The sequence below is a fragment of the Pseudonocardia sp. Cha107L01 genome (assembly GCF_052566575.1).
Genome location: NZ_CP199579.1, coordinates 7328555 through 7353438, shown reverse-complemented (window position 1 = coordinate 7353438; position 24884 = coordinate 7328555). Strand labels below are relative to the sequence as shown.

Below are 24884 nucleotides of genomic sequence, written 5' to 3'. Positions count from 1 at the left end.
GCTTCTCGAGGGCACCTGGGAGGCGACCGTGGACGCCGCCGCCCAGATCGCCGCGACCGGCCCGAGCGAGGTTGTCGAGGTCGAGCTACGTGGTGGACGCCGAGATCACCGAGGCGTTGCACGGCGCCTACTTCGGTCTGCTCGGCCGGGGCGCCCGCATCCGCGACCCGGCCGGTGCCGCCGCCGCGCTGGCCGAGCAGGCCTCGGCCGGGCTGCTGGCCGCCGCCGCCACCCGCCTGGGCCGACCCGCCACCCGCACCGTGCGGGTCGACCGAGTGGAACGCGAGGTGGTCGCCGCATGCGAGGGCGCCACCCTGCTGGTCTGCGCCCGCGACGGCGACCACTCCCGCCTCGGCCCGCACAGCCTCGGCCACCACACCCGATTCGTCGTCGATCACGCCCCGTGCGCGGTCCTGCTGATCTGGCCCGACGAGGCACCCAGCCTCGGCTCCATACCACCACCTCCTGACCACTCCCCGACACCACGGCGACCGCCACACCCCGGACCAGCACACCCCGACCAGCACCGACCGCCACGCCTGACCGCCGAGTGAGTCGAGGCCCGCCGGCGCTCGGCGCGTGCCCACGGAAAACAACCCGTGGTTGTCGAGGACCAACGCGGACACGCCCGCCGCCGCCGTGCGATATCAACCGCGGATCCGCGCCCGCCAGAACCGCCATAGCCGCAGGTCAGCGCCCGGCCTCGGTCCAATTACGACGGACGGGCGACGACCTGCGGGCATCCGAGTGATTTCACCCGTGGGACGTTTGAGACAGCAGCCGATGGGGCCACACTTCGCGCCGTATTCCTCGACCTGCCACACGTCGCTGGGGAGCGGACGAGGTGGCTACCGGCCGGGGTCGGTGCCTCGGGGGACGGCGGCCCCGGCCCCTAACCCAGCGGCGCCTGGCCGGGCGACGGTCGCGCCGGGTCGCTGGGGAGCGATCCTGAGATTGCTACCCACTGCGGCGAAGCCCCGAGATACTTGCGAGACATGACGCGGTTTCCCCCGCCCGCGGCGGCGCTGGCACAGCTTTAGGGACGCACCATGCGTGGGTGGGGTCGGTGTGCCCAGTTGCTTGTGCGCCAGTGTTCGAGCCACGGGTCGGTGGCGATCATGGGCAGCAGGTCTTGCCACATCGCGGTGACTCGGTCCCAGAGTTCGGTATCGGCGCCGGTGAGATCGCAGATCATGTGGTGCCCGGTGATGGTCGCGATGACCGATTGGGCCAGCTGGGCGCGTTGGGGGTCGGCGAGGCAGGGGACCAACAGCCCGGCCGCCGCGGCGGCGGCGAGTTGGATGGCGACGGCGGCCTCGCCGTACTCGTACTGATGGGCGGCGGCGGCCGCGGTGTGCCCGGAGCGCAGCAGCGGGTCGTGCAGCAGCCGGGTGCCGCCCCGCACGATCGGGTCACCGACCAGATGTGCCACGACCTGGTCGGACAGGGCCAGCAACGCGGCGAGCGGGTCCAGGCCGTGTGCGGTGACGTCGGCGACCATTTCGGTCCAGATGGCGTTCATTTCGGTGATGACCGCGTCGGCGAGGGCGCGTTTGTGCGGAAAGTGGAAATACAGCGCACCTTTGGTGACGCCAGCGTTGGTGACGATCTCGCGCAGTGACCCTGCGTGGTATCCGGCGGTGTAGAACTGCTCGGCGGCGGCGATCAGCAGGGCTTGCCGCGTCGCGCGGGCCCGGGCCAGCGTCTGGTCGCCCGAGGCCCGGTCGCCCGAGGCCCGGTCGCCCGAGGCCCGGTCAACGGAGGCCCGGTCAACCGAGGCCCGTTTAATCGAGGTGTGGTCACCCGGGGGGATGGTGGCCCCTAGGTCGACCGATGCGGTGCCGCGGCCGCTGGCGTCCATCTCTGGTCCCGATTCGTCGTCAAGCTTCGCTGTGTCCTGAGATCCCGTCGGGTGGCCCAGGGATCTGTCCGCCGCCGGCAACCTATGGGCCGCTCCGCAGGGTCACCGAGACTAGGCCAGAGCGTGTCCTCGTTGCCGAGCGAGAGCGTCGCCGCCGCCATGCGGTTGGTTTCCGCGATCGGGCGGTAGGTCCGCGCCGCGGGCATTGGTGTGAACCTGTGTGACACCCCACATACCGCACGGTACTTTCGCGGGGAGTTTCCGTCCAGACCCCGGCGGCCACCCATTCCATACCGCTGACTGTAGACACGCCGGCCCGCGCGGAGGACGGGCCACACGTGCACCAGGCCGCGAACGAGCACCACCCCACCGCCCGATGGACCGACGTGCGTGGGGGCAGGGCTGGGAATCACACCGCCGGATCCCGGCCGTGGTGCCCCGCCCGACAACGCCAGGAGTCTTAGCTAGCACGGTGGCATCGGGACCCCCGACGCGCGCGTGTGGCCTCCCAGCCTGTGCGGGATGCCGGTGCCACCACCCCCTTGCCGCGTCGGGCCCGCCTCAAGGGGTTCGGGCCCGACGCGGTCACCACCGCATTCAGCACAGGGGTAAGGCTGAGGATGAGCACATCGACGAGGCCGGACGCCGGGCCGGTCGCTGCGTCGGCCGCGGTTTCACCGTCCGAGCCCCGGTGGGAGCCGAGGTGGGAGCCCCGGTGGGAGCCGCTGTCGGAGGCGGAGCTGGCGTTGGCGGCGGACTACCGGCGGCGCACCGAGCTGTTCGCGGGCTGGCGCGAGCTGCTCGTGGACCGGCTGGGCCCGCGCCGCGGCGACACGGTGATCGATGTCGGCTGCGGCACCGGGCTGAACCTCGCCGCCCTGCACGCCGCGGTGGGCCCGGACGGGACGATCATCGCGATCGACGAATCACCCCAACTACTCACCGTCGCCGCCCGCCAGGTCGCCCGACAAGGCTGGGACAACGTGGAGCTGATCAACGCCCCCGCCGAGACGGCGACGCTCTCGGTGACCGCCGATGCCGCGCTGTTTGCCGCCGCGCCGGACGTGTTGGCATCCCCGACAGCGTTGGTCAACCTGTGCGCTCAGCTACGCCCCGGTGCGGCGGTTGCCGCCGGCGGCTGGAAATGGCCCGGCCCCTGGCTGTGGCCATTGCGCGCCGCCGTCACCGCACTGACCGGCCCTTACGTGGCCGAATTCACCGGCTTTGACCAACCCTGGCGACTGCTGGGCGAGCATGCCCCCGACCTGCATGTCACCCAGTCCTGGTTCGGCATCGGCTACCTCGCGCGCGGCCACACTCCCGACCCCACCGGCACCTGTGACACACCGACAACCAAAAGGTGAGGATCATGACCGCTGCCGGGAGAGTCCGCGAGCCTGCACTGAAGTCGTCACCGCGCGCCTTCACCAGCGATGTGGTGGTCCGTGAGGCGCTCGCCCGCTATCTCGGGGCTGTGGCTGAACGCCTGCGGCGCGCCGGGCACTGGGTGAGCGGCCCGACCCTGGCCTTACCCGATGAACACCTCGCCGCGACCCTCACCGCATCGCCCGCGCCCAGCAAAGCTCGCGCGGCTTTGGTTGTGGCCAGCTGGAACGAGGAAACCGGCTGGTCCACCCGCCGCGACCAACCCGATCAACCGGGCAGCGCTCGCCGGTACCTGCACCTGTGCCTCGTGCCCGCCCCGACACTCGCCGCCCAATTCATCACCGCCGCCGTCACCAGCGCCGCCGTTCCCGGGCTGGCAATAGCGGACTACCCCCTGCAGTTTCGCTACCGCACCGGCCGCGCTGAGTACCTGCTGACTCAACTCACCCGGGCCGCATGAGCCCCGCGCCGTGACACCGCCCACCACCGGAGAGGACCGTGGTCATGTCGGTACCACCAGTGTCGATCACCGCGACGCCCGGATCGGGTAATGGCGTGCCGGCCACCGCCGCGAGCAACGAGGTGTTGGCCGGGTTCATTGTCTGGTTGGCCGGTCGCCGGCTGCCGGTGGGGCGGCGCCGTGCGCTGCACCGTGAGGTCGAACGGTTCCTGCGCTGGCAGAACGGCCCCGGACAAAGGACAGGCGGTGCGACCGTCTACCTGCGGCAGCTGCGCCAGGCCTGTCATAGCGAGGCCGAGCTGAGGGTCGCTGGGGAGGCGATCGGGCGGCTGCGCGCCCACCTCAGCGAGCAGCGCACTCACCACGGCGCTGACCACGGCGCTGGTTGCACGCCAGGGGCCGCCCATCGCCGAGGCCGATGACTTGCCACTTGTCGCTGGGGAGCCAGTGAGTGGTATCCGGCCGGGGCCGCCGAGCGGGTCACGCCGGCGGCCCCGGCCCAACGACCGACGCTCACCGACGGCGCTGAGAGGCGGTCCTCGGACTCGCACACCCGCTCGAGATGCGCCTCGTGCCGAGCGGGATCACCTCACCCATGCCCATCGCCAGCGGGGGGTTGGCCCATGCAACAGAGGCCGGATGACACACAGCGCGCGCTCGCGCACCAGTCCCAGGGCGGCCGGTGAACCCACCGATCTTGGTCATCGACGGTGACGAGATGTTCAGTACCGCGCTCACCCTCGCGCTGCGCTCCTACGAGTTCGATGCCCGCCAACTCGCCATCACCGGCGGCACCGCGGCGATCCTGGCCCAGATACGCCATCTCCCGGCCGGGCTCGCCCTACTCGATCTGCACCTGGGACACGACGAGCACGGCCAATGCGTCGACGGTGTTGAGCTTGTCAACCCGCTGTGCACATGCGGCTGGGCGGTACTGGTGGTCAGTCACTGCCGCGACGAGGCGCGCGTCGCCGCATCCATCGCCGCCGGCGCCATCGGCACCCTCGCCAAGTCCTCGACGTTTCAAACCCTGCTTGACACCGTGTTCGCCGCCGTCGGCGGCGAGCAGGTCATGACCGACGATGTACGCCGTGACTGGGTGCAACGCCACCACGCGCATACCGCTTGGCAACGCCAACTCACCCAACGCCTGGGCCGGCTCAGCCCCCGTGAACGAGAAGTACTTGACCTCCTCGCCGGGGGCTACCGAGGCTCGGCGATCGCGGAACGCTTCGTGGTCTCGTTGGCCACCGTGCGCACCCAAATCGGCGCGATCCTGGCCAAGCTTGAAGTCAACTCCCAGCTCGAAGCGGTCGCGGTCGCCAACCGTCAACCACCCACCTCATGAGCGGCCACGGGGAGGCCACTCGATCTGGTGTTCCGGGGTTGATCCGGGCACATGGCTCGACATGCGATCAGCACCGCGCTCGGAGATGCTCTGATTCCGCTGCTAGATCTCTCGAAGGCGGTGAAGGCATGACCACCCACAGCAACGGCGCTGACGGCACGCACATGCAGCGACAGCAGGGCGTGCGAGCCGAGGATCAGGCGGCGCGCAGGACGTGCTCCGGGCGCTCGTCAGGCGACTACTCACTGACGAGACGCTGGCCCGCGAGATCCGCGCGGACCTCGCCGACGATCGTGAATCATCGTGATTTCCTCCAACCGGAGCGCTCTAGCGGCGTTCAGCCTGTGAGCTGATGGGCCTCACCGACTGATCAACTAGGCCGGCCTTCTGGTCGGCTACCCCCGCCCGGATTCGGCCGGCTACGCTCGGCGGTGGGTCGGTATCCAGCACAGGGTTCCCCTCGGGTGTTGGATATCTCGGCGCCGGCGGACCCAAAACCGCCAGCGAGACCGCCGCGGTAGACCTTCCGCCACACCCCCTCGTTGGCGGGCAGGGATCGGCGGCGGTCTTCCCATATCGGGCGACACCCCGCGCTGGGGCCGGTGGACGGCGGAGCGCGAGCGGCGAATGGCGGTGCCGCCTCCTGCCTAGCGCGGCGGTGATGGCGCGGCGGTGACGGTGAACGAGGAGATCATCTCGGTGAGGACGGGCTCGTCGATCTCGGCGCGCTCGGTCAGACAACTGCCCACCAGCGCGTACACGCTGTGCACTCCGGTGACCGACCGGTCCGCCCCCTCGGTGGTGACCATCAGGTGGCGCACCATCCGGCCCTCCACCAGCAGATCCGCCCGGCGAATCGCACTGGGCAGATGCTCTTCGCTCTGCCCGCCGTCGGGACCGAGCGCCTCGATGTCGGTGGCGCCGGCGCCGAGCAGCGCCTCCTCGGCCAGCGCCACGAGCTCCTTGTCCGGGGGCAGCCGCTCGCCGAAGACCACCAGGTTGACCCGGAAGTTGTCGCTCGGTGGGGCCAGGAAGGCAATCAGGCCGGCCGCCGGCTCGATCGCCGTCCACTCGGCTGGCACATCGATCCGGAATGCGCCGATGCCCGGGGAGACCGAATTCGGCCATCCCACGTTCCGCATCGACCCATCCGAATTCATCGCGCTACCTCATCCGGAATTGGGCGCGCTGTCCAGGGCCGAAGCGACCGTCCCACATCAGTTTTCGTCGCGCTCCACAGCTGTGGTCGTGTGATGCGATGGTAGATCGACAGTGGGTCCGCGCCACGAAAATGACAGTGGCTCGAGGCCTGTCGCGGAGGCGGTCACCGAGGGCGGGTGTGCGTGCTCAACCGGGCCCGGCGATCACTTCGTCGGGCGGGCTAGGCCGCCGCCCGACAGTGGTGTGGGGCCGGGACGACGTGGCCGTCCGGCAGGAACTCGCCGCCATCATCGAAGATGACCACACCGTTGCAGAGTCGACACCAGCCCTGCTCCCAGTGCTCGGCCTCGATCCGCGCGGCTCGGTGATCGGGTGTGTTCGCCGAGGGACACGGCGGCTGGTGCTGGCACATGGTCCACCTTCGGTTTCCTGATCGGGCCGCCGGCGGCGGCTGGCGGCGGGTCACACCGCCGGAAAACAGTGACGCCGCGAAGCGGGAACCAGGCCGGGCCGGGGGGTCGCCCGTCTTGCTCCCGCTCCGCGTCGTTCTGGGGGACGCCCGGGGAGGCGCCCGCCCCTTTGGGGAGCTGGACCTAGATGTTCCCGGACAGCGAATCCACCGCGCTAGAACCGAACACGCCGACTTGGGCATCGACGGGGCGGAAAACGTAGTTGCCTCCTGGACGCCCACGCACCGCGCGTGCCGCCCCGATCGGACGTGGCGGCAGAACGAATCCGGCTCGACCTGCGAGCTGGACTAACGCGCGTCGTGTCGTCGCGCGAACTGTTCGTACCCTTTGTCGAGGATGCAAGCGAGCGCTCCGGACCGGTGAAACGCTTCCTTGACCTCCTCGCGGCCGAAGTCGTATGCAGTTGCGTCCGGGTCGTCGTCTCACGGGCCGCCCTCGTCCAGGAGGCGATGCGCGAACGAGTTGCGGCGCGCAGCCAGCCACTGGACATCGTCGAGAAGGGTCCGGGCCTCGCCGGGATCAGGCCACAGCTCGGCGAGCGCTCGCGCCTTGCGGATCAATCCGCCGTGCGGGCGCTCGCCTCTGGCAGCCCGGAGTCGCGGGGACCGGCCGGAGGCCGCGCGTTCCGGCGGTGCCGGGGTGCTCGCGTGCGGGATGTCCTGGACGTTGTAGCCGTCGACCGTCACCAGCCCGGACACCGAGTCCGGCCACAGTGCCGCCAGGAGGCAGGCTGCTGGACGGTTCCCGAAGCCGGACCGCCCCGTCGTGGTCGGCGGCCCAGTACCTGGCTCGTGCGACTCGGTGGCCCTTTTTGCCGACCACGTCGTGGTCGCGGCCGATGTCATCGAGAGCTGGGTCCTGGAGCACTTCGCCTCCCAGCAGTTGAGCCGGCCGCCGGAGGATTCGTCCACCGGATTCGCGGTCTTCCTCGCCGCGTTAGCCGAACGATTGGGCGATCCGCCTATCTCCGCCAGCCTGCTCACGGTGTCTCCGTACCGCGCGGAATACCTGCACGGCACCCTGGAACCAGGCGGGGAGGCCGATCCCAGATGGGCGGCCTACCACACCGAGGTCCAGTGCCATCGTTACCGCGGCGCGGCAACATCTGGAGTGATCGCCATCGGGCGAGGTCCAGGCGGGCGCTGGGATGTCCATTTCCGGATGAATCCGACGGCTCCGGGAGTGGGGCCGCGCACGAGCTCTTGACCGCGGCAAAGACGGTCGTGCCGGATCGCGGGCTGCTGTTCGGGTCTGCGCCGCTGCACGATCCACGGCTCTTACGCATCGGCATGTCCAGTGGCTTCCGGCCAGTCTGCACCGAGGTGCTCTTCCTCACCCGACCGAGGGCGTGAGGCTCGGCAGGGTCGCCAACGTGGGATCGCGGCGGATCGCGCGGAGGAACTGTGAGAGGCCGTCGAAAGTGCTTAAGTGTTAAGTGGGTCGCCGGCGCCCGTGTCGTTGGCCCACTACGTGCGGAGGTAGATCAGTTGTCTACGGATGGGACGTTAAACGCCTCTGCGCGCTGCTCAATCGCCGCGATCGTGTCTATGAGGTCGCCAAGGTTGGTGTATATCTTGTCGGGCAGGTGCCGAAGAGCCTCCCGCACCTGGCCGCTCGCGCAATTGAAGTCGGCCCAGGCGGCGGTCTGCCAACGCCGCGCCGGCCACGGCATGCCGGCCAACGCATGATCTAACTGCTCCCTGCAGATGATCATCATCGCGTAGTCCCCGCCCCCGCCCGTTCACTAGCCGAGCGGCGGATTGCCAGCATCCCGCGAGTAGCCACCAGACAGCTCGGTAGTGATCGCGGTCACATTACCCTTTGCCTCGGCAACCTGCCATCACTCGAAGGGGCCACCGGTCTGCTAGGGCTCTCGGATTTTTGGCATGACGCTGACCGGGTCAGCCAGGTCAGTTGCCGCCCCCGCTGTGCGCTGAGTTGAGGGCGAGGCCCGCCTGGAATGCCGCGCGGCGATGGCTTGCATCGCTGCGCCGCTGAAGCCGCCGGCGAGCTATCGAGACAACGGGTCTCGCACTAGCTTGCGAGACCGCTCGACTTGCGGAAAGCTCTCAGCCGAAGATCATGTAGGTTCGAGGGCCGCCCGGCGGTAGCCCCACCGGGAGTCAGCCGTCGATGAACTGCTTGGTCGCTGCTACGTCGAGCTTCACCCGCACGGACAGTTCGTCAGCCAACTCGTGCGGCGCCCCGGCACTGTCGATGAGCATCGTGCGGGCGCCGCGGAGGACCTCGTCGAGAGTCCGCTCGAAGCAGGCTTCCTGCGGAAGTCCTCGCACGACCGCGCAGTACCAACCGTCTGACCAGCTGACTCGAACCTCGTAGGTGTAGGTACGGAGCCGCTGCCAGTCCGAGTCAGCGATCAGATCGCGAAGCGACGGGGCGATCCGTCGCGCGGCTTCCTCACGTTCCTGTAGCCACTCCTCTATTTGATCAATGATCATCGTCGCGGCCAGGCAAGACTCGTCGTCGAAGCAACGGTAGGTGCCGGCGGGTAATACTCGGATATTGAGCCTCGACTCGCCGAAGGCGCCGAGGCTCCAGACGGCTTCACCTCGGACGATGTCGAAATGCCAGCCTGCTCTGTGGGCTAGCAGATCGCCGAGAGCCTGCCATTTGTCCAGCAGCTGGTGTCCTCCGCCGTAGGTCAGGCAGGCATCGGTGTAGTGGTTGTCCCGGTAGCCGATCTCGACGGTCATATGGGGTGGTGCTTTCTCAGGCACTAGACAAGCATGGCTCATGGAAGCACCCGCCGGTGACGAGTAGAGGGTGCCCGGGTTCTGAATTCGCTGGCACTCGAGTCGGATCTCGGTGCCGTTCGACTGGTCTGACCAGGCGTTTTCAATCTCCCTGGCGGGTAGGGGAGACGGGTTTTGTGATTCCGGTGACTCTGCGACTTTAGATTGTCTGTTCGGATCATTCAGCATCGGTGGGAATCCGCGGCTCGCGGGCGGACCTGCCTCAGTCGATGGCTAATCTAGCCATTGATCTGCGTGGCGTTAGCGGTTGTCACGTTCGCCCCCGCCGCTTGAGTCAACTTGTGGCGCCAGTACCACCACGGTGGGCCCACGACGCCGGCGCGGCCAGGTCCAAGCATGGTGATCTCCGTTGGGGCCGAAACGAACAACGCTCCCAGAGACTGCGCGACAGAGCCAGACGAGCAAACCGACGGACAGTTGATCTACGTCCCGTTGCTTCTCGCTGTATCGCAGGGGGAAGCGCGCCGCCGCCGGGCGTCACGGCCGCTCGGCCTTCGTAGTTGGTCGGGAGTACCCGAACGATTAGGTTCCGCACACGATGATCAACTGCGAGTTCTTGGCTGCGATGGCGCCGGCGCTGCCCGATAGCGGCTCCGCCGATCGTCATCTCGACTCATCAGGGACGTATGTGGCGTGTGCTGGACTGCCGGCCCACCGCGGGCCTTGTTTAGGGGACTTGTTTCCTTCTGGTGAAGGGTGCCCGGCGAGGCGTGACCAGGGGAACAGCGCGCGGTACGTTCGGGATTGCGATCCGCCTCAGACCGGCGACCACCGAGTTCCTACCTGCCGGCACATGACGACAGTGATCGACTGGGCGGGGGACAGCATTATGCCACTCGACCAGGCACGACCCGACCTCACGAATCGACCCGCTATGTGCGTGACCGCGGAGCTCAACGCAGGTCTGGAGTGGGGCTCCAGCCCCGAGATGAACGCGTTCGAAGCCACGATGTGGCGAGCCGAGCCGACCATGCACTCGCCGGTGCTTGCCCTGCAGGTGCTCGACACCGTCCCGGACTGGGAGCGGTTCATGGCCGCGCACGAATGGGCCGTGCGAATGGTGCCGCGTGGCCGCCAGCGGGTGGTCGAGGCACCGTGGGGACTAGGCACCCCCCATTGGAGCCACGATCCGAATTTCGACCTCGAAGCTCACGTGTCGCTGTCCTGGCTGCCCGATGGGGGCGGTTGGCCGGCGTTGCTGGAGGCTTCCGCTCAACTGGCCATGGCCCCGTTCGACCGCGCCAGGCCCCCCTGGGAGGCGGTGCTGTTCCACGGGCTCCCGGAGGGGAAAGCGGCCTACCTGCTGAAGATGCACCACTCCGCCACCGACGGACTCGGTCTGGGCCAACTACTGGCTCAGCTGCACTCCCGACAGCGCAACCCCAGAGCCGACAAGCCCCAGCCCACGCCACGAGGGGGCGAGCAGACCAGCCCGCTGGGAGTGCTAAGACATCAACTATGCCACGACGCCGCCGCCGTGCCAGGACTACTGGGCGGCGCGGGGTCGCGCACCCTCGCCGCCCTGAGTGACCCGGTCGGGTCGGTCCGCACCGCCCTGCGCTACGGGAACTCGCTGCGCCGCGTCCTGACACCACCGCACGCCGCGGCGTCGCCGCTGCTTGCCCATCGCGGCTCGCAGTGGCGCTTCGCCGCGTTGGATGTACCGCTACGGGATCTGCGCGCAGCCGCGAAAGCGGTCAAGTCCCCGGTCGTGGTGTTTCGCGGTTGACGCGTGATCTTCTGGTTGTTGTCAGGCGCTGAGCGCTGGAATGTCGCTGGTGGGCACCTCCTCGGTGGTGTTGGCGGGCTGGTCGGGGACGGTGGTGATGCGGGCCCGGGCTAGGACGTCGAGGCCGAGGTAGCGCCGTCCTTCGGTCCATTCGTCGTGCTGCTCGGCTAGCACCGCGCCGACGAGGCGGATCAGGGAGTTGCGGTCGGGGAAGATCCCGACGACGTCGGTGCGGCGGCGGATCTCGCGATTGAGCCGCTCCTGGGGGTTGTTCGACCAGATCTGGCGCCAGATCTCCTTGGGGAATCCGGTGAACGCGAGCACATCCGCGCGCGCGGTGTCGAGGTGCGCGGCGACCGTGGGCAGTTTCTCGGTCAGGGCGTCGAGGACCCGGTCGAACTGGGCGTGCACCGAGACGCCGTCGGGCTGGTCGTAGACCGAGTGCAACAACGCCCGCACCCACGGCCAACTCGACTTCGGGGTCGCGGACATCAGGTTCGCCGCGTAGTGCGTGCGGCACCGCTGCCAGCTGGCACCGGGCAGGGTCGCCCCGATCGCGGCCACCAGCCCGTTGTGAGCATCGCTGGTCACGAGCTTGACCCCGGTCAGGCCGCGCGCGGTGAGATCGCGAAAGAACCCCAGCCAGCCGGCGCCGTCCTCCGCGGAGGACACCTGTAGCCCGAGGATCTCCCGGTGCCCGTCGGCGTTCACCCCGACCGCGAGCAGGGCGTGCACGTTCACCACCCGGCCGCCCTCGCGGACCTTGAGCACGAGAGCGTCGGCGGCCAGGAACGTACGGGCCGGCGTCGAGGGGCCGCGTCCGGAACTGCTCGACGACAGTGTCGAGCTCGGCGGCCATCACGCTGACCTGCGACTTCGACAGCCGGGTGATGCCCAACGTCTCGACGAGCTTCTCCATCCGTCGGGTCGAGACCCCGAGCAGGTAGCAGGTCGCCACGACCGTGGTGAGTGCGCGCTCGGCGCGGCGGCGACGCTCGAGCAGCCAGTCCGGGAAGTAGGAGCCCTCGCGCAGCTTGGGGATGGCGACGTCCAGGGTGCCGGCGCGGGTGTCGAAGTCGCGGTGCCGATAGCCGTTGCGCACGTTGGTCCGCTCCGGCGACGGTTGGCCGTAGGGGGCGCCGCAGACCGCGTCGGCCTCGGCGGACATGAGGGTGTTGATGAACGTGGTCAGCAGCGAGCGCAGCAAGTCCGGCGAGGCGGAGGCCAGGTGCTCGTGCAGGAACTGGGCAGGGTCGATAATCGAGGGTGCGGCCATCGTGTGAGTCGCTTTCTGGAGTGCTGTGAGAGGTCTCCAGAAGATCACGCGGTGGCCGCCCTACACCTCGACACGCCCGTCACCGGGCCGGTCGCACACCACCTTGGTGGACGCCACTGCGAAAGCCGCCGGCGCCACGATCAACGACGCCTACCTCGCGGCACTGCTGGGCGGATATCGGCGCTATCACCAGGCCCTCGGCGCGCCGGTAGAAGCCATCCCGATGGCCATCCCCATCCCGGTCCGACGCCCCGGCGAACCCGGCGGAGGAAACCGGATCGCCGGCGCCCGGTTCTCCGGCCCGGTCGCCACCACCGACCCCCGAACACGCATCCAGCAGATTCGAGCACTCATCCTGTCCGCCAGATCCGAACCGGCAATCGACACCATCGGCCTGATGTCACCCGCGCTGGCCCGGCTGCCGGGCCCGGTGATCGCGGCCATCGCCGGCTCGCAAACTAAAGGCAACGACCTTCAAGCCACGTTCGTACCCGGCCCGCGCGGCGATCTGTACCTGGCGGGCGCCCACATCGAACGCGTATACCCCTTCGCGCCACTGCCCGGCTGCGCGGCGATGATCATGCTCGTAACCCACGGAGACACCGGCTGCGTCGGGGCCAACCTCGACGCAGCCTCCATCACCCAGCCCGACCTGTTCACCCGTTGCCTGGCCGACGGATTCACCGAAGTCCTCTCCCTCCACCACCCCTCCACCACCCCCACAATCCGCACCTAAAAGTGTCCGAATAGGGATCCCTTCTGAGACGGTCTTGTCCAGGAAGCTGGACGGCTTAGCGATGTTCCTGGCGCGCGTCTCGCCTCAGTCCAATTACGACGGACGGGCGACGACCCGCGGCACACGAGTGGTTGCGCCTGAGCTCCACGCCGGTGGGCTGCCCCCTGTGCGGCCGTGAGGTGTTGGTTCTCCCGGATCGCCGGCAGCGCCAGCGAGAGCAGGATGATCTCCATCGCATCGAACACGTGGGCGAGAAGGCCGCCACCGACCACTACCCACCGTGTACGTGCCGTCATCGCGCGCTCCTCATCGGACGGCGACTCGCAGCCTGTACGGACGTCCGGTCAGGGCGGTCAAGGGCGTAGCGTGTCCTGGTGGCCACCGACGCTGCGACCGGTCCCGACCGGCGCAACCGCATCCTCGACGCTGCCGAGCGCGTCTTCGCCGAGGAGGGCTACCACGGCACCACGCTCCGGGAGATCGCCAAGGTCGCCGACGTCAAGCTCTCCCTGATCGGCTATCACTTCGAGTCGAAGCTGGCCCTCTACACCGCGGTCTTCGTGCGGCGCCAGCACGTCAACGAGGAGCGGTTGCGCCGGCTGGAGGCGATCGAGAACCTCGACGCCCCGGACGCGCTGGAGCAGATCGTGAGTGCCTTCATGGACCCGGTGGTGAGCCTGCAGGGGGATGGCTCCTGGTACCGGCGGCTCGTGCTGCGCGAGGCGGCCGACCCCTCCAGCCCGGAACGCGGAGTGATGGGCGCACTGTTCGACCCTATGGCCCGCAAGTTCATCGAGGCACTGAAATGTGCGCTCCCAGGCAAGGCGCGCGGTTTCTACGAGTGGTGCTACCTCTTCGCGGTCGGCGCGCTCACCCAGAGCGCCTTCGACGACCGCATCGCCTCGCTCGGCGGCGTGCCCGGCGCGGCGGAGAAGAACGACCTGTTGCGCTCGTTCATCACCGCCGCGCTGCGTTACGGATGATCTTGGCCAGGGATAGCGGGGGCTACCCGCTATCAACCCGCCACCGGCGACGTCACCCTCTATGTCACCACCACCCCCAGGTGCGCCACGGCCGCGGTCGCCGAGGCAACTGCACTGCACCCCTGGCCGGCGCTCCCAGATCCACGTGCAGAACCAGAGCGATTACCGCGCCCACACCACCGGACAGGTCGCGCTCGCCATTGTCATCGCCGTCCCTCTGTGTGATCAACACCCGAAGCCTGGGTCATCGGCGCACCCGCGAGGTCGGGCCGTTAGAGTGCAGGTGAGAAGCTCAAGCGGCGCGGCGGTACTCGTGGATCAGGCCGCCGAGAACGTCCACCCGTTCGATCAATCCGTCATCGTCCACGCGGTTAGCCCGGACGAGGGTTGGCACCAACACCCCGATGTCCAAGCCAAGACTACGATGCGGACACGATGCGGACGGGCTCTATTGAAACGCTCCAGATTGGCAGGCTACAGCCTGCGGGGTGCAAGAAAGTCGGCCAACCCCTGTGACTTGACCGTTCGGGCAGGTTCTTATGTGGCCGCGAAGGTCAAATTGAACGCGTTCGGGAGTGCTAACCGATTATTTGAACGCGTTCAGCGGCAGCGTCTGAGCGCTTGAGTGTTCTGCCGACCCAGCTCCAAGCACCTGACCGAGTTTTCGAGCCCCACGGGATCATTCTGCGGCTGCCGCGCGAATGGGTTTGGTGTTGATGCGTTGTGCGGATGCGCTGGGTGTGATCCTTTCTTGATCAGGCGGCATGGTTCGCAGGATCCGTCGCTTCCTGAGGCGACTTTTCATCACTCCCAGCAGCCAGTAACAGCGGGGCAGCCCGTCAGTAACAATCCAGGTAGCCGCTATGAGTCGACTCACAATATCGGCGGTATGGTCTGGCACTAAGGACCGATCCTTGGGGGAAACTGGGTAACACCCAATCGGGGTATTGACGATATATCAGCCGTCGATAATGGTGTGAGCCTGTTGCCGAGTTAGACGGCGTTGGGAGAACCGGACCATCCACGCAAGCTCCGCCAGCTGTTACACGACCGGAACGCTGACGTGAAGTCGTGGACACATCCGTCATCGACTAGATCTTTTCACGGCTCTCGGAGTGGAGTATTTCCACTGCTGCATGCCGCTTTTGATCGACGTAGGCGTCGACTTCGCGATGTCGAGGGGATACAGATTCGCGATCAATGTCGAAAGGGAGGTAGATTCGACGTGGGGAATCTTGGTGATCGACGCAGAGTTGTGGTGACGGGAACAGGGGCGGTTTCTCCGGCGGGCACCGACTCGGAATCCCATGCCTTGGGTCTCCTGGCTGGATGGTCGCTGTGCGAGGCGCTCGGCAGCGGGTTCGAAGAATTCGATCATGCGATTGGGTGCCGGGTCGCGTCCACAGAGCACACCGAGGGGTTGCCGAGGCATGTCAGCCTGGGCTTGTCCGCGGCCCGCGAGGCGGTTGAGGATGCCGGGCTGTCGGATCGGGAGCGCGCCGAGACCGATGTCGTCGCGGCGACCGCGATCAGCGCCATTGTGGAGTTGGAGGTCGCCCACCGCGACGGGGTGGCTCCGCCGGCCGGCTGGTTCGGGTTCGACCTGTTGACCGAGCGTGTGCGGGCTGAACTGGATACCGGTGGTCGCTCGTTGACGATCTCCACCGGATGCACCACGTCGCTGGATGCCCTCGGTGCCGCGGTCGACGCGGTCGCTTCCGGTCGTTCCGCTCGGGTGCTGGTGGCCGCCGCGGATGCCCCGTTAACTCCCGCGGTGGTGGCCGGCTTTCAGCGCGTTGGCGCGTTGTCGACGCGGCCGGTGTCACCGGAGCGGGCGAGTTGCCCGTTCTCCCGTGAGCGTGACGGTTTCGTGCTCGGCGAGGGGGCCGCCGCGCTCATAGTGGAAGACGCCGAGCTGGCCGCCGTCAGAGGAGCGCGGCCGGCCCTGGAAGTCTGCGGTTGGGGGTCGGTGTCCAGCGCCTATCACATGACCGGCATCCGCAAGACCGGTGAGGACATTGCCAGGTCCATGCGGCAGGCGTTGGACAACGCGTGCGTTTCGGCCAGCGCAATCGACTGCATCGACGCCCATGGGTCCTCGACCCCACTCAACGACTCCAGCGAGGCTGCCGCCTTCGCCGAGGTCTTCGGGCACCGGTCCGGTTCGATGCCGGTCACGGCGCAGAAGGGCATTATGGGCCACGCGCTGGGGGCGTCGAACCTGCTGGAAGTCGTTGGGTTGGCTGTCTTACTGCCGAAGGGAGTGCTGCCGCCGGTCAAGACCACAACCACCGAGACCCTCAACGAGCCGGTGGACCTGGTGCTTGACGAGCCCCGACACCTGCGGCCCGAGTACCTGATCAAGACCAGTAGCGGGTTCTCCGGCTTGCACAGCGCGTGCGTGATCCGGGTGATCTCATGAGGACCGCGGTCGAGGAGCTTGAAGTGCTGGCAAGCCGGGTTTTGCTGCCGGTGGAAGGTGAGACGGTCGAACTTTCCAGCGGGCGACCTGACCAGCCCGTCGTCGAATTGCCGGCCTTCGCCGAGGACCCCCGCTATGCGGAGGGGGTGCCCCCGCGTGTCGGCCGCCGCATCGACCGGTTCGCCGCGCTGGCGTATCGGGCGGTGTCCGACCTGGTCGCTCCGCTGGTCATGCCGGCACCCGAGCGGGTGGGTGTCTTCTTCGCCAACACCCGCGCGGGGTGGTCCTACGCGCATCCCCAGATGGAGTTGCTAATCAGCCGAGGGCCTTCGGCGGTGCACCCCTATTTCGTTACCGCGTGGTTCCCGACAGCGGCCACGGGCGAGGTCACCATCGGGCTGGGCTACCGAGGCTGCGCCAAGACCACGGCCGGCCGCCTGTCCGGCTTCGCCGAGGCCCTCTGGCTGGCCAGGGACGCGCTGGAACAGCAGACCATTGACATCGCGATCGTGGGCGCCGTTGAGTCCGTGGTTTCCCCGTTCACGTTGCTGGACTGGCCGCCCGGACAGGGGCTGCCGACCGCTGGCGCGGCGGAGGGGGCGGCCGTCTTTGCGGTGCGGCAGCGACCGGCAGGCGGCATGAGTACCAACGGTATGAGTGTCAACGGCGTGAGTATCAACGGCGCGGCACTGCGCGGGTTGCGCTACGAGGGCACCGACCGCACTACCGCCGCGGACCGGCATTGGATTCCGACACTCAGCATCGCCGCTGAGCTCGCGAGTCGCACCACCAAAGCCTCCGACATGGACAAGGACGTGGATGTGGCTCTGGGCGGCGGCTACCGCGTCACGGTCGGGCACGGGTCCGGACAAGCAGCGTGACCATAAAGGAGCATCAGTGATTGACATGCATACTGACTTGTCAACCGTCGAGCGCGCCAGCGACCTGTCATCAGATGGCCCGCTGAGTGGTCGAGTCGCGTTGGTCACCGGCGGCAGCCGGGGAATCGGCCTTGCCTGCGCCGCCGAACTCGGCAAGCTGGGCGCGACGGTGGTCGTCTCGGCCACCAACCCAGAGAACGCGGACCAAGGCCTCGCCGCACTGCGCGAGTCGGGCGTCCGTCGGGTCGAGGGCCATGTGGCCGACGTCCGCGACCAGCGGCAGATCGATGCGCTTTTCGACGCCATCGCTTGCGCGCACGGAAAGTGCGACGTGCTCGTCAACAATGCCGGTATCGGCGGCATGACCCCTATCAAGAACACGCCCGACGAGTTGTGGGACCGCATTATCGACACCAATCTCAATGGCGCGTTCCGGGTGACCCGTGCCTGGATGCTGCGTTCCGGTGCTCCGGAACGCGCCTGGGGTCGGATTATCAACATCGCCTCGACCGCGGGCAAGCAGGCCGCGCCGCTGGGGCTGGCGTACTCGGCGAGCAAACACGGGCTGGTCGGGATGACCAGGACGCTGGCCGCCGACCTGGCGGGCAGCGGCATCACCGTCAACGCCGTATGCCCCGGCCTGGTCGACACCGACCTGAGCACGGGGATCATTGGTCAGTTGGCCGCGGCGAAGTCCATCACACCCGAGGAGGTCCTGCGGATGCGTAACCAACTCGTCCCCATCGGCCGGCACCTGCGTCCCGACGAGGTGGCTCGAATGGTGGGTTTCCTGGCGGTTCCGGAAGCCGCGGGAATCACCGGGCAAGCATTCAACGTGTGCGGCGGCATGGGAGCTTACTGACCGGGTAGCCACACCAACGCAATCCTCGGGTGGGAGGAGCGAAACATGTTCGAGCGCGAACCACTGCCGTGTGGCGAACCACATCCGCATGTGGAGATGTTGCGTGCCATCTATGCGGATTTCAGCCTGCTGGAGAGATACGCGAGCGAGGAGATCGTGCTGCACGCCGCCGGATCACGTGGCATCATGACCGGTGACTACATCGGTAAGCAGGCCGTTCTGGCCAAGGAAATGGAACTGTATCGGCGATCCGGAGGGTCACTCGTCCTGACCGCGGCTCATGTCGTTGCCAACGACCATTTCGGCGCCGTGTTGGGTCCCATCGCCGCGAACCGCGACGGCCACCGATTCGAGGGCGAGTTCTGCGGGCTCTGGCGGTTCCACGACGGCCACATCGTGGAGCACTGGGAAAACTGCGCGGACTGGCCAGCGGCTGAGCGTTTCTTCGTGGACGAATTCGCCGAAGAATCCGAGGGGAACCGGCCGGGGCCCGACCGACGATAAAGTAACGGAGCGGTGATCATGGGACGTATCGACATCCACCACCACGCGCTGTCGGCCGAGGCCATCGAGTTGATGCGTGATCTGGGATTGCCCACGCCAGGCCAGCAGTGGCAGCTGGACAAGACTCTCGACATGATGGACGCGAACCAAATCGAGGCGAGCGTCATATCCAATGTCGTACCCTGCGACGTGCTCGGCGACGCGACGCTGGCGCATCGGCTGGCGCGACAAGTCAACGAGGCAGCCGCCGAGGTGGTGAACACGCAACCGAGCCGGTTCGGCTTCTTCGCGATCCTGCCACTGCCGCACGTGGATCTCGCGCTAAAGGAGGTGGCGTACGCACTCGACGAACTCGGTGCGGACGGTGTGGCGCTGCTGCCGCACGGCGGCGACCACTATCTGGGCGCCCCGCTGTTCGACCCGCTCTTCGCGGAGTTGAACCGTCGCGGAGCGGTCGTGCTGGTGCATCCGATGGACCTACCACAGGGCTGCACGCCCGACGTGCCGCCCGTTTTCGCGGACTACCTGCTAGACACGACGCGGGCCGCGATCAACCTGATCACATCGGGCACCCTGGCACGCTACCGGGAGCTGTCGGTCATCCTGTGCCACGCGGGCGGATTCCTGCCCTACGCGGCCAGCCGTATCGAGGTGGCCGCCGACCTGCTGGCCAATGTGGAGCCACACACGGTGCGGGACGGCATCCGGCGCTTTTATTACGACCTGGCGCTCTCCGTGCCGGCGGCGCTTCCAAGCCTGCTCGCCGCGGCCGACTCCCGTCACATCCTCTACGGAACCGACTGGAGCGGAGTGCCGGCATCGGTGGTCGAGCAAGCCACCCGCGTTTTCGATGAGTACCGTCTGATCGACGACCGCACTCGCCAGGCAATCAACCGCGGCAACGCCCTCGACCTGCTACCAGGCCTGGCCGCTCGCCTGAAGGCCGCCCCGACCCCGGCCAGCCTCCGATGACGCGCAGCCCGATGACGCTGACCGAACTGGCCCCCGGGGTGTATGCCTGGGTGCAGCCAGACGGTTCGTGGTTCATCAACAACGCCGGCGCCGTGCACGACCAGGACGACGTCGTGCTCATCGATACCTGTGCCACCGCGGCGCGCACCCGCCGCTTTCTCACTGCCGTGGCCGACGCTACGAGCGCGGCACCGATACGCATCGCCATCAACACGCACTGGCACGGCGATCACACCTTCGGCAACGAGCTGCTGCCACCATCGACCGTGCTGGTCAGCCACGAGCACACCAGGAATGGAATCTTGGCCGACACCATGCTGACCGCTGCTCTTCCCCCGATCTGGTCACCGATCCCGGACTGGGGGGTCTCCCGAACCCGCGCGCCCACCGTCGTGCTGCACGACGAGCTAACCCTGTACGCCGGGAACCACCGAATCGAGCTACACAACCCCGGCCATGAGGCGCACACCCACGGCGATGTCGTCGCATGGCTGCCCGAGCAACGGGTGCTGTTCACCGGTGATCTCCTCTTCCACCACGTCACCCCATTGGTTCTGCAGGGGTCGTTTGCCGGAGCATTGCGGGCGGTCGACTGGCTGCGTCAATTCCCCGCGGTCCGAATCGTGCCCGGCCATGGCCCGCTCATCGACGACGCCGAATTCGATGAGGTACTCAACGCGCAGACCCGGTACTACCAGCTGGTCCAACACGCCGCGTCGGCCGGGCTTGCCGCCAGCAGAACGCCTCTACAGGCCGCTCGCGACTGCGACCTCGGAGAATTCACCGAATGGCCCGACCACCACCGGATCGTGCTGAATCTGCACCGCGCGTACGCCGACGCCACCGGCGCCCCCATGGACCTGCTGACCGCATTCACCGACACCACGACATTCAACGGCGGCGCGTTGGACTGCGCCGTCTGACGCCAGCCGTAGCCGCCCGTTTTGGTGACACAGCCGGTTAAGGTAACCCGGAGGTGTCATCCAATACTGATCCTTCCATGGCCCAGTCCAGCACCCAGCCCCATGAATCGGCTATAACCCAGTGTGGAGCACCCAATGTGGAGCATTGGCATGAATGACGCCTCAGTCGACGCGGATACCATTCGCGACCTGGAAGAGCAACGATACCGCGCCATGCGGGATGGTGATCTCGACGCGCTCGATGCGCTGTTCGCCGAGGAGATGTGCTGGGTGCATTCCGATACCAGCCGCGACAGCAAGTTATCCCTGCTGGCGAAGATTCGAGACCACGAACTGCGTTGCCCGGTTGTCCGCGTCCATCCCGACGATCACGTCATCATCGCTGGCGACACGGCGATCGCGACGGGCCAGGTGAGCAGCACGGTGTATGTGCACGGCATCGCCGCCACCTTGAACAACCGCGCGCTGGCGGTGTGGAGCCGGCAGCGCCGACGGTGGCGGCTACTCGCCTATCAGTCAACGTCCATTCCCACCGGTCGCCGAAGGCCGGCCCCCGATGAGCACCGAGGGAGGGCCACGATATGAGACTGGGTTCCCGACGCACCGGGGGGCGCGATGGCCAATTGGTCCTGGTGAGCGCGGATCTGCGGCGGGCACTACCGGTCGATCAGATCGCCCCGACGATGCAGGACGCGCTGGATCGGTGGGCACAGGTACAGGATGTTCTGCGGGCGGCCGATGAGCGGTTTCAATCGGACCCGACGGCAGGGGTGAAACTCGGCGCAGGCGAGCTGCTGGCGCCGCTGCCACGGGCATACGCCTGGATCGACTGCGGCGCCTATCCATACCCAATGGAGCTGCTCGCCCAGCTGCAGGGCACAGAGTCTCCCGACCCGGCCGGCGCCGTTCGACCACCATTTTTTGACGGAGTCGGCCAATTCATCGCCAGCGGCGAGCCACTGTCGACACTAGGCAGCGCCGAGTTGGACATCGAGGCCGAACTGGCCTTCGTACTGGCAGATGTCGAACTCGGCGCCTCAGCCAAAGAAGCCGGCCGCGCCATTGTCGGGATCACGGTCGTCAACGACATCAGCCTCCGGGATGTGCTGCGCACCGATCTGGGCGCCGGCAAGGGGATCTATCACGCCAAACCGTTGTCCAGCATGGCACCCACCATAGTGACCCCAGACGAACTGGGTGAGGCCTGGGATGGCGAACTGCTACACGCACAGATGCACAGCTGGATCAACGATCGGCCGCTCGGGCATCCCGACACCAGCGTGGATATCGCCGTCACGGTGCCCGAGTTGGTCGCCCAAGCCGCCCGAACCAGGCCGCTGAGCGCGGGTACCGTGCTCGGCACCGGCACGGTGTCTAACCGCGATCCCGGCGTCGGCACCGCATGCATCGCCGAGACACGGATGCGCGAAACCCTCGCCCACGGCGCCGCGAGGACCAAGTTCCTGACCCCCGGTGACGAAATCACCATTGACCTACGGGTGGGCGACGAATCGGTAGCCGGGGCGCTGCGTCACACCATCGTTCGGGACTCCCCGACCAGGCCGGACAGCGCCGGTGACCAGCACCGATACCGAGATGACCGAAGATCCCAGTCGGTCACCAACCGTGTCACCACGCCGATTCCCCCAGCCTCAGCTGGGTCTTCGCCCAGATATCCGTGAAGAACGCCGAGAAAGGAACAACCATGGCGGACAACACAGAGATCCTCGCCGAGCTCACCGAGATAATTAAGGAGGCCACGGCCGGTGACATACACGACGAGGTGACCGTAGAGAAGTCATTTAGCGACGATTTGGGCATCGACTCACTGACCATGGTCGAGATCGCCGTCTTGACGGAACACAAGCTCGGCGTGAAGATCCCCGACGACGAGCTCGGAAACCTTCAAACCGTCAACGACGCGGTCAACTACATCACCGCGAACTCTCCATAGCCGCAGCAACACGTAAGAACTGATTTCGTCAGAAAATGGAGCGTCACCGGATCGGGGACACCAATCTCAGGGAACCGTGGTGAGCGGCCTACAGCGTTCGGGGGCAGAGCCCTCAAAATTTAGCTCAGGGATGCGTGATATCCGATGGTCGTGCCTCCGCGCTGCTTTCCATCACGACGAATGATTACGGTCGATTAATGGCGCGCTCGTACTCGCAAGCACGCTCGCACTCGGGGTCATCGGTGCCGAACGGGCTCCACACCCAGCCCGCGCCGGATCCGGCGCGCACCGCAACGACCCAGCGCACAGCCAAGCCAAGCATCACTTTGACCCGTACCGCTTCCGCGCCACCAGGAGCGGCGCCCGCCATTAAGTGGGGATTGCCGCTGGCGGTGGTAGTGGTCGGGATGTTCATGTCGGTGTTGGACACCAGCATTGTGACCGTGGCAATCCCGACGATGCAAAAGGAGTTCGGAACATCCACCGATAACACTCAATGGGTCACCACCGCGTACACGCTGTGTCTGGGTGTCATCGTGCCAACCAGTGCCTGGCTGGGTGAGCGACTGGGCCTCAAACGGCTATATGTCATTTCCCTCCTCGGGTTCTCCGCGTTCTCCGCGCTGTGCGGCATGGCGGAAGGCCTAAATAGCATGGTGGTGTTCCGCGTCCTGCAGGCGATTCCGGGTGGGGTCATCCCGGTGACCTGCCTGACGATCCTGCATCGGATGGTGCCCCAGGAGAAGTTGGGCACCGCGATGGGCATGTACGGCTTCGGGATCGTGGTCGCGCCGGGTGTGGGTCCGACGTTGGGCGGCTACCTGGTCGAGTACGTGAACTGGCGGTTGATCTTCTACATCAACGTGCCGATCGGCATCCTGGGTGCCATCGCGGCGTTCCTTGTGCTGCCGAACTTTCCCGCCGCGACGGGCCGACGGTTCGATCTACCCGGGTTCCTCTGCATCGCTCTTGGGGCATTCGCGCTGCTGCTGGCGGTGTCCGAGGGACAACAATGGGGCTGGACCGGCTACCGCGTGTTGACACTCACCGCGGCGGGCCTCGACCTGCTGGCGCTGTTCGTGGTAATCGAACTGCAGGTCGCCGAACCGCTGCTCGATGTGCGGATATTCCGGCACTGGCCATTCGTGAACTCGCTGCTGCTGATCGGCATTCTCTACACCGGAATGTTCGCCGGCTTGTTCTACATACCGCTGTTCTTGCAAGAGGGCCAGCACATCACCGCGATGAACACCGGCCTGGTGGTGTTGCCCCAGGCGCTGATGATGGTGGTGATGATGCCACTCGCGGGCCGACTCTACGACCGGATCGGTCCACGCTGGCTGGCCGTGACCGGGCTGACCGTGGACGGGATCGGCACCTTGCTGATGGTCGGGATCAACGCCGACGTGACCCGTCCCGAACTGATCGTCTGGATGGTGATCCGTTCCTTTGGCATCGGCCTGGCCATGATGCCGATCATGACCGGCGGGATCGCCACGCTCCCGCCCGCCATCGTCAATGCCGGCAGCGCGATCAACACCCTGGTCCAGCGGGTCTCCGCCGCGTTCGGGCTGGCAGCGCTGACGGCGCTGGCCACCGCGCAACGAGCCCAGCTGATGAGCGACCGCTCCGCGCTCCTGACCGGTGCCGGACCGGCTGTCGACCCGCGCATCCTGGCCATGCGCAACCACGGACCCGGCGGGCTGATCCCACTGTGGCAACGGCTGCGCATCGAGGTCGAGGCGCGATCCTACAGCAACGTCTTCCTGATCATCGGAATCTGCACCCTCGTCGCGGTACTGCCAGCGTTCTTCCTACACCACCGTCGACCACCATCCAGGCGAGGCACCGAACCCGCCCCAGTGGGCGGTGCTGGAGTTCGGCGCGGCACTGGCGATGGCAACGCTGGTGACGCTGAACCCGGCGTACCAGCCGTGTGAGTTGCGGTATGTGCTGGACCAGTCGTGGGACGCTGGGATTTCCTACTCGACTCGAGGCGCGCCTGGCGCGCAATCGACTCCGCCGATCGGAGCGCAAAGCGACAAGCCCCAGCCCACGCCACGAGGGGGCGAGCAGACCAGCCCGCTGGGAGTGCGTCGAGCAGGAGGAAGGGCTGACTCGGTTTTGAGTGCTCATGTCAACTCGTGTGTCACGACTACGACTGCCACCATGATTCAGTGAC

The 24884-nt window shown here is 67.1% G+C and carries 25 protein-coding genes and 1 pseudogene; 19 read left to right on the top strand and 7 right to left on the bottom strand.

Annotation, left to right across the window (positions count from 1 at the left end; genetic code table 11):
- Positions 1 to 71: 71 nt before the first annotated feature.
- On the top strand, positions 72 to 554 hold the full coding sequence (locus ACTXG6_RS34585; RefSeq protein ID WP_445183552.1) for a universal stress protein: 483 nt from the start codon (positions 72 to 74) through the stop codon (positions 552 to 554).
- Positions 555 to 1036: 482 nt separating this feature from the next.
- Here ACTXG6_RS34585 and ACTXG6_RS34580 read toward each other — a convergent pair whose 3' ends face one another.
- Positions 1037 to 1861 carry a TetR family transcriptional regulator gene (locus ACTXG6_RS34580; RefSeq protein WP_445183551.1) on the bottom strand — a complete coding sequence of 275 codons (825 nt, stop codon included), beginning with the start codon at positions 1859 to 1861 and terminating at the stop codon, positions 1037 to 1039.
- 620 nt (positions 1862 to 2481) lie between these two features.
- On the opposite strand from ACTXG6_RS34580, the gene ACTXG6_RS34575 reads away from it, so the two are divergent.
- From ACTXG6_RS34575 to ACTXG6_RS34560, 4 genes are all read left to right on the top strand, one after another.
- Entirely contained in the window at positions 2482 to 3225 is a 744-nt protein-coding gene (locus ACTXG6_RS34575) for a methyltransferase domain-containing protein (protein WP_445183550.1), read from the top strand.
- 5 nt (positions 3226 to 3230) lie between these two features.
- A complete protein-coding gene (locus ACTXG6_RS34570; RefSeq protein ID WP_445183549.1) occupies positions 3231 to 3707 on the top strand; it encodes a DUF6292 family protein in 477 nt (158 codons plus the stop codon).
- Between the two features lie 44 nt (positions 3708 to 3751).
- Positions 3752 to 4129 carry a hypothetical protein gene (locus ACTXG6_RS34565; protein WP_445183548.1) on the top strand — a complete coding sequence of 126 codons (378 nt, stop codon included), beginning with the start codon at positions 3752 to 3754 and terminating at the stop codon, positions 4127 to 4129.
- 260 nt (positions 4130 to 4389) lie between these two features.
- Complete coding sequence (locus ACTXG6_RS34560) at positions 4390 to 5055, top strand: LuxR C-terminal-related transcriptional regulator (protein ID WP_445183547.1); 666 nt, start codon at positions 4390 to 4392, stop codon at positions 5053 to 5055.
- A 647-nt stretch (positions 5056 to 5702) separates the two neighbouring features.
- Here the strand turns inward: ACTXG6_RS34560 and ACTXG6_RS34555 are convergent.
- From ACTXG6_RS34555 to ACTXG6_RS34545, 3 genes are all read right to left on the bottom strand, one after another.
- On the bottom strand, positions 5703 to 6197 hold the full coding sequence (locus ACTXG6_RS34555) for a hypothetical protein (RefSeq protein WP_445183546.1): 495 nt from the start codon (positions 6195 to 6197) through the stop codon (positions 5703 to 5705).
- 239 nt (positions 6198 to 6436) lie between these two features.
- Positions 6437 to 6628: a DUF5999 family protein gene (locus ACTXG6_RS34550; protein ID WP_445183545.1), complete on the bottom strand. Its 192-nt coding sequence runs from the start codon at positions 6626 to 6628 to the stop codon at positions 6437 to 6439.
- Between the two features lie 480 nt (positions 6629 to 7108).
- The gene (locus tag ACTXG6_RS34545; RefSeq protein ID WP_445183544.1) at positions 7109 to 7384 is read right to left on the bottom strand and encodes a hypothetical protein; all 276 of its coding nucleotides are present in this window, start codon (positions 7382 to 7384) and stop codon (positions 7109 to 7111) included.
- Positions 7385 to 7487: 103 nt separating this feature from the next.
- Here ACTXG6_RS34545 and ACTXG6_RS34540 point away from each other — a divergent pair, with 103 nt between their 5' ends.
- Positions 7488 to 7892 (top strand): hypothetical protein, encoded by a 405-nt coding sequence (locus ACTXG6_RS34540; RefSeq protein WP_445183543.1) that lies wholly within the window; start codon positions 7488 to 7490, stop codon positions 7890 to 7892.
- A gap of 277 nt (positions 7893 to 8169) precedes the next feature.
- Here the strand turns inward: ACTXG6_RS34540 and ACTXG6_RS34535 are convergent, their stop codons facing one another.
- Positions 8170 to 8403 (bottom strand): DUF2795 domain-containing protein, encoded by a 234-nt coding sequence (locus ACTXG6_RS34535; RefSeq protein WP_445183542.1) that lies wholly within the window; start codon positions 8401 to 8403, stop codon positions 8170 to 8172.
- 406 nt (positions 8404 to 8809) lie between these two features.
- Positions 8810 to 9400 carry a hypothetical protein gene (locus tag ACTXG6_RS34530; protein WP_445183541.1) on the bottom strand — a complete coding sequence of 197 codons (591 nt, stop codon included), beginning with the start codon at positions 9398 to 9400 and terminating at the stop codon, positions 8810 to 8812.
- 934 nt (positions 9401 to 10334) lie between these two features.
- Between ACTXG6_RS34530 and ACTXG6_RS34525 the strand changes: the two genes are divergently transcribed.
- On the top strand, positions 10335 to 11189 hold the full coding sequence (locus tag ACTXG6_RS34525; RefSeq protein ID WP_445183540.1) for a wax ester/triacylglycerol synthase domain-containing protein: 855 nt from the start codon (positions 10335 to 10337) through the stop codon (positions 11187 to 11189).
- 21 nt (positions 11190 to 11210) lie between these two features.
- On the opposite strand, the pseudogene ACTXG6_RS34520 reads toward ACTXG6_RS34525, so the two are convergent.
- A pseudogene (locus ACTXG6_RS34520) lies at positions 11211 to 12465 on the bottom strand (IS256 family transposase).
- A 106-nt stretch (positions 12466 to 12571) separates the two neighbouring features.
- Between ACTXG6_RS34520 and ACTXG6_RS34515 the strand changes: the two are divergent.
- The 12 genes from ACTXG6_RS34515 (at position 12572) to ACTXG6_RS34460 (ending at position 24642) form a co-directional block, all read left to right on the top strand.
- Positions 12572 to 13201, top strand: coding sequence for a WS/DGAT domain-containing protein (locus ACTXG6_RS34515; RefSeq protein WP_445183539.1), 630 nt, complete (start codon positions 12572 to 12574; stop codon positions 13199 to 13201).
- A gap of 374 nt (positions 13202 to 13575) precedes the next feature.
- On the top strand, positions 13576 to 14184 hold the full coding sequence (locus ACTXG6_RS34510) for a TetR/AcrR family transcriptional regulator (protein WP_445183538.1): 609 nt from the start codon (positions 13576 to 13578) through the stop codon (positions 14182 to 14184).
- 1258 nt (positions 14185 to 15442) lie between these two features.
- Positions 15443 to 16606 (top strand): beta-ketoacyl-[acyl-carrier-protein] synthase family protein, encoded by a 1164-nt coding sequence (locus tag ACTXG6_RS34505; RefSeq protein WP_445183537.1) that lies wholly within the window; start codon positions 15443 to 15445, stop codon positions 16604 to 16606.
- A complete protein-coding gene (locus ACTXG6_RS34500) occupies positions 16603 to 17487 on the top strand; it encodes a beta-ketoacyl synthase N-terminal-like domain-containing protein (protein ID WP_445183536.1) in 885 nt (294 codons plus the stop codon). Before ACTXG6_RS34505 ends, ACTXG6_RS34500 begins: the two co-directional genes overlap by 4 nt.
- Positions 17488 to 17512: 25 nt before the next feature.
- Positions 17513 to 18349: an SDR family NAD(P)-dependent oxidoreductase gene (locus ACTXG6_RS34495; protein WP_445190176.1), complete on the top strand. Its 837-nt coding sequence runs from the start codon at positions 17513 to 17515 to the stop codon at positions 18347 to 18349.
- Positions 18350 to 18394: 45 nt separating this feature from the next.
- Complete coding sequence (locus ACTXG6_RS34490; RefSeq protein WP_445183535.1) at positions 18395 to 18853, top strand: nuclear transport factor 2 family protein; 459 nt, start codon at positions 18395 to 18397, stop codon at positions 18851 to 18853.
- Between the two features lie 18 nt (positions 18854 to 18871).
- The gene (locus tag ACTXG6_RS34485; protein ID WP_445183534.1) at positions 18872 to 19825 is read left to right on the top strand and encodes an amidohydrolase family protein; all 954 of its coding nucleotides are present in this window, start codon (positions 18872 to 18874) and stop codon (positions 19823 to 19825) included.
- Positions 19822 to 20748 carry an MBL fold metallo-hydrolase gene (locus tag ACTXG6_RS34480; RefSeq protein WP_445183533.1) on the top strand — a complete coding sequence of 309 codons (927 nt, stop codon included), beginning with the start codon at positions 19822 to 19824 and terminating at the stop codon, positions 20746 to 20748. Before ACTXG6_RS34485 ends, ACTXG6_RS34480 begins: the two co-directional genes overlap by 4 nt.
- 135 nt (positions 20749 to 20883) lie before the next feature.
- Positions 20884 to 21333 carry a nuclear transport factor 2 family protein gene (locus tag ACTXG6_RS34475; RefSeq protein ID WP_445183532.1) on the top strand — a complete coding sequence of 150 codons (450 nt, stop codon included), beginning with the start codon at positions 20884 to 20886 and terminating at the stop codon, positions 21331 to 21333.
- A 47-nt stretch (positions 21334 to 21380) separates the two neighbouring features.
- The gene (locus tag ACTXG6_RS34470) at positions 21381 to 22430 is read left to right on the top strand and encodes a fumarylacetoacetate hydrolase family protein (protein WP_445183531.1); all 1050 of its coding nucleotides are present in this window, start codon (positions 21381 to 21383) and stop codon (positions 22428 to 22430) included.
- Positions 22431 to 22453: 23 nt separating this feature from the next.
- Positions 22454 to 22702, top strand: a complete 249-nt coding sequence (locus ACTXG6_RS34465; protein WP_445190175.1) for an acyl carrier protein — start codon at positions 22454 to 22456, stop codon at positions 22700 to 22702.
- Positions 22703 to 22944: 242 nt separating this feature from the next.
- On the top strand, positions 22945 to 24642 hold the full coding sequence (locus tag ACTXG6_RS34460) for a DHA2 family efflux MFS transporter permease subunit (RefSeq protein WP_445183530.1): 1698 nt from the start codon (positions 22945 to 22947) through the stop codon (positions 24640 to 24642).
- Positions 24643 to 24884 lie beyond the last annotated feature (242 nt).

Excerpts from the sequence above, each read along its gene's own strand:
- ACTXG6_RS34530 (WP_445183541.1), bottom strand. The coding sequence starts at position 9,400 with ATGACCGTCGAGATCGGCTACCGGGACAACCACTACACCGATGCCTGC.
- ACTXG6_RS34535 (WP_445183542.1), bottom strand. The coding sequence starts at position 8,403 with ATGATGATCATCTGCAGGGAGCAGTTAGATCATGCGTTGGCCGGCATG.
- ACTXG6_RS34490 (WP_445183535.1), top strand. The coding sequence starts at position 18,395 with ATGTTCGAGCGCGAACCACTGCCGTGTGGCGAACCACATCCGCATGTG.
- ACTXG6_RS34525 (WP_445183540.1), top strand. The coding sequence starts at position 10,335 with ATGTGCGTGACCGCGGAGCTCAACGCAGGTCTGGAGTGGGGCTCCAGC.
- ACTXG6_RS34465 (WP_445190175.1), top strand. The coding sequence starts at position 22,454 with ATGGCGGACAACACAGAGATCCTCGCCGAGCTCACCGAGATAATTAAG.
- ACTXG6_RS34485 (WP_445183534.1), top strand. The coding sequence starts at position 18,872 with ATGGGACGTATCGACATCCACCACCACGCGCTGTCGGCCGAGGCCATC.
- ACTXG6_RS34495 (WP_445190176.1), top strand. The coding sequence starts at position 17,513 with ATGCATACTGACTTGTCAACCGTCGAGCGCGCCAGCGACCTGTCATCA.
- ACTXG6_RS34580 (WP_445183551.1), bottom strand. The coding sequence starts at position 1,861 with ATGGACGCCAGCGGCCGCGGCACCGCATCGGTCGACCTAGGGGCCACC.
- ACTXG6_RS34555 (WP_445183546.1), bottom strand. The coding sequence starts at position 6,197 with ATGCGGAACGTGGGATGGCCGAATTCGGTCTCCCCGGGCATCGGCGCA.
- ACTXG6_RS34550 (WP_445183545.1), bottom strand. The coding sequence starts at position 6,628 with ATGTGCCAGCACCAGCCGCCGTGTCCCTCGGCGAACACACCCGATCAC.
- ACTXG6_RS34480 (WP_445183533.1), top strand. The coding sequence starts at position 19,822 with ATGACGCGCAGCCCGATGACGCTGACCGAACTGGCCCCCGGGGTGTAT.
- ACTXG6_RS34575 (WP_445183550.1), top strand. The coding sequence starts at position 2,482 with ATGAGCACATCGACGAGGCCGGACGCCGGGCCGGTCGCTGCGTCGGCC.
- ACTXG6_RS34565 (WP_445183548.1), top strand. The coding sequence starts at position 3,752 with ATGTCGGTACCACCAGTGTCGATCACCGCGACGCCCGGATCGGGTAAT.
- ACTXG6_RS34570 (WP_445183549.1), top strand. The coding sequence starts at position 3,231 with ATGACCGCTGCCGGGAGAGTCCGCGAGCCTGCACTGAAGTCGTCACCG.
- ACTXG6_RS34475 (WP_445183532.1), top strand. The coding sequence starts at position 20,884 with ATGTGGAGCATTGGCATGAATGACGCCTCAGTCGACGCGGATACCATT.
- ACTXG6_RS34500 (WP_445183536.1), top strand. The coding sequence starts at position 16,603 with ATGAGGACCGCGGTCGAGGAGCTTGAAGTGCTGGCAAGCCGGGTTTTG.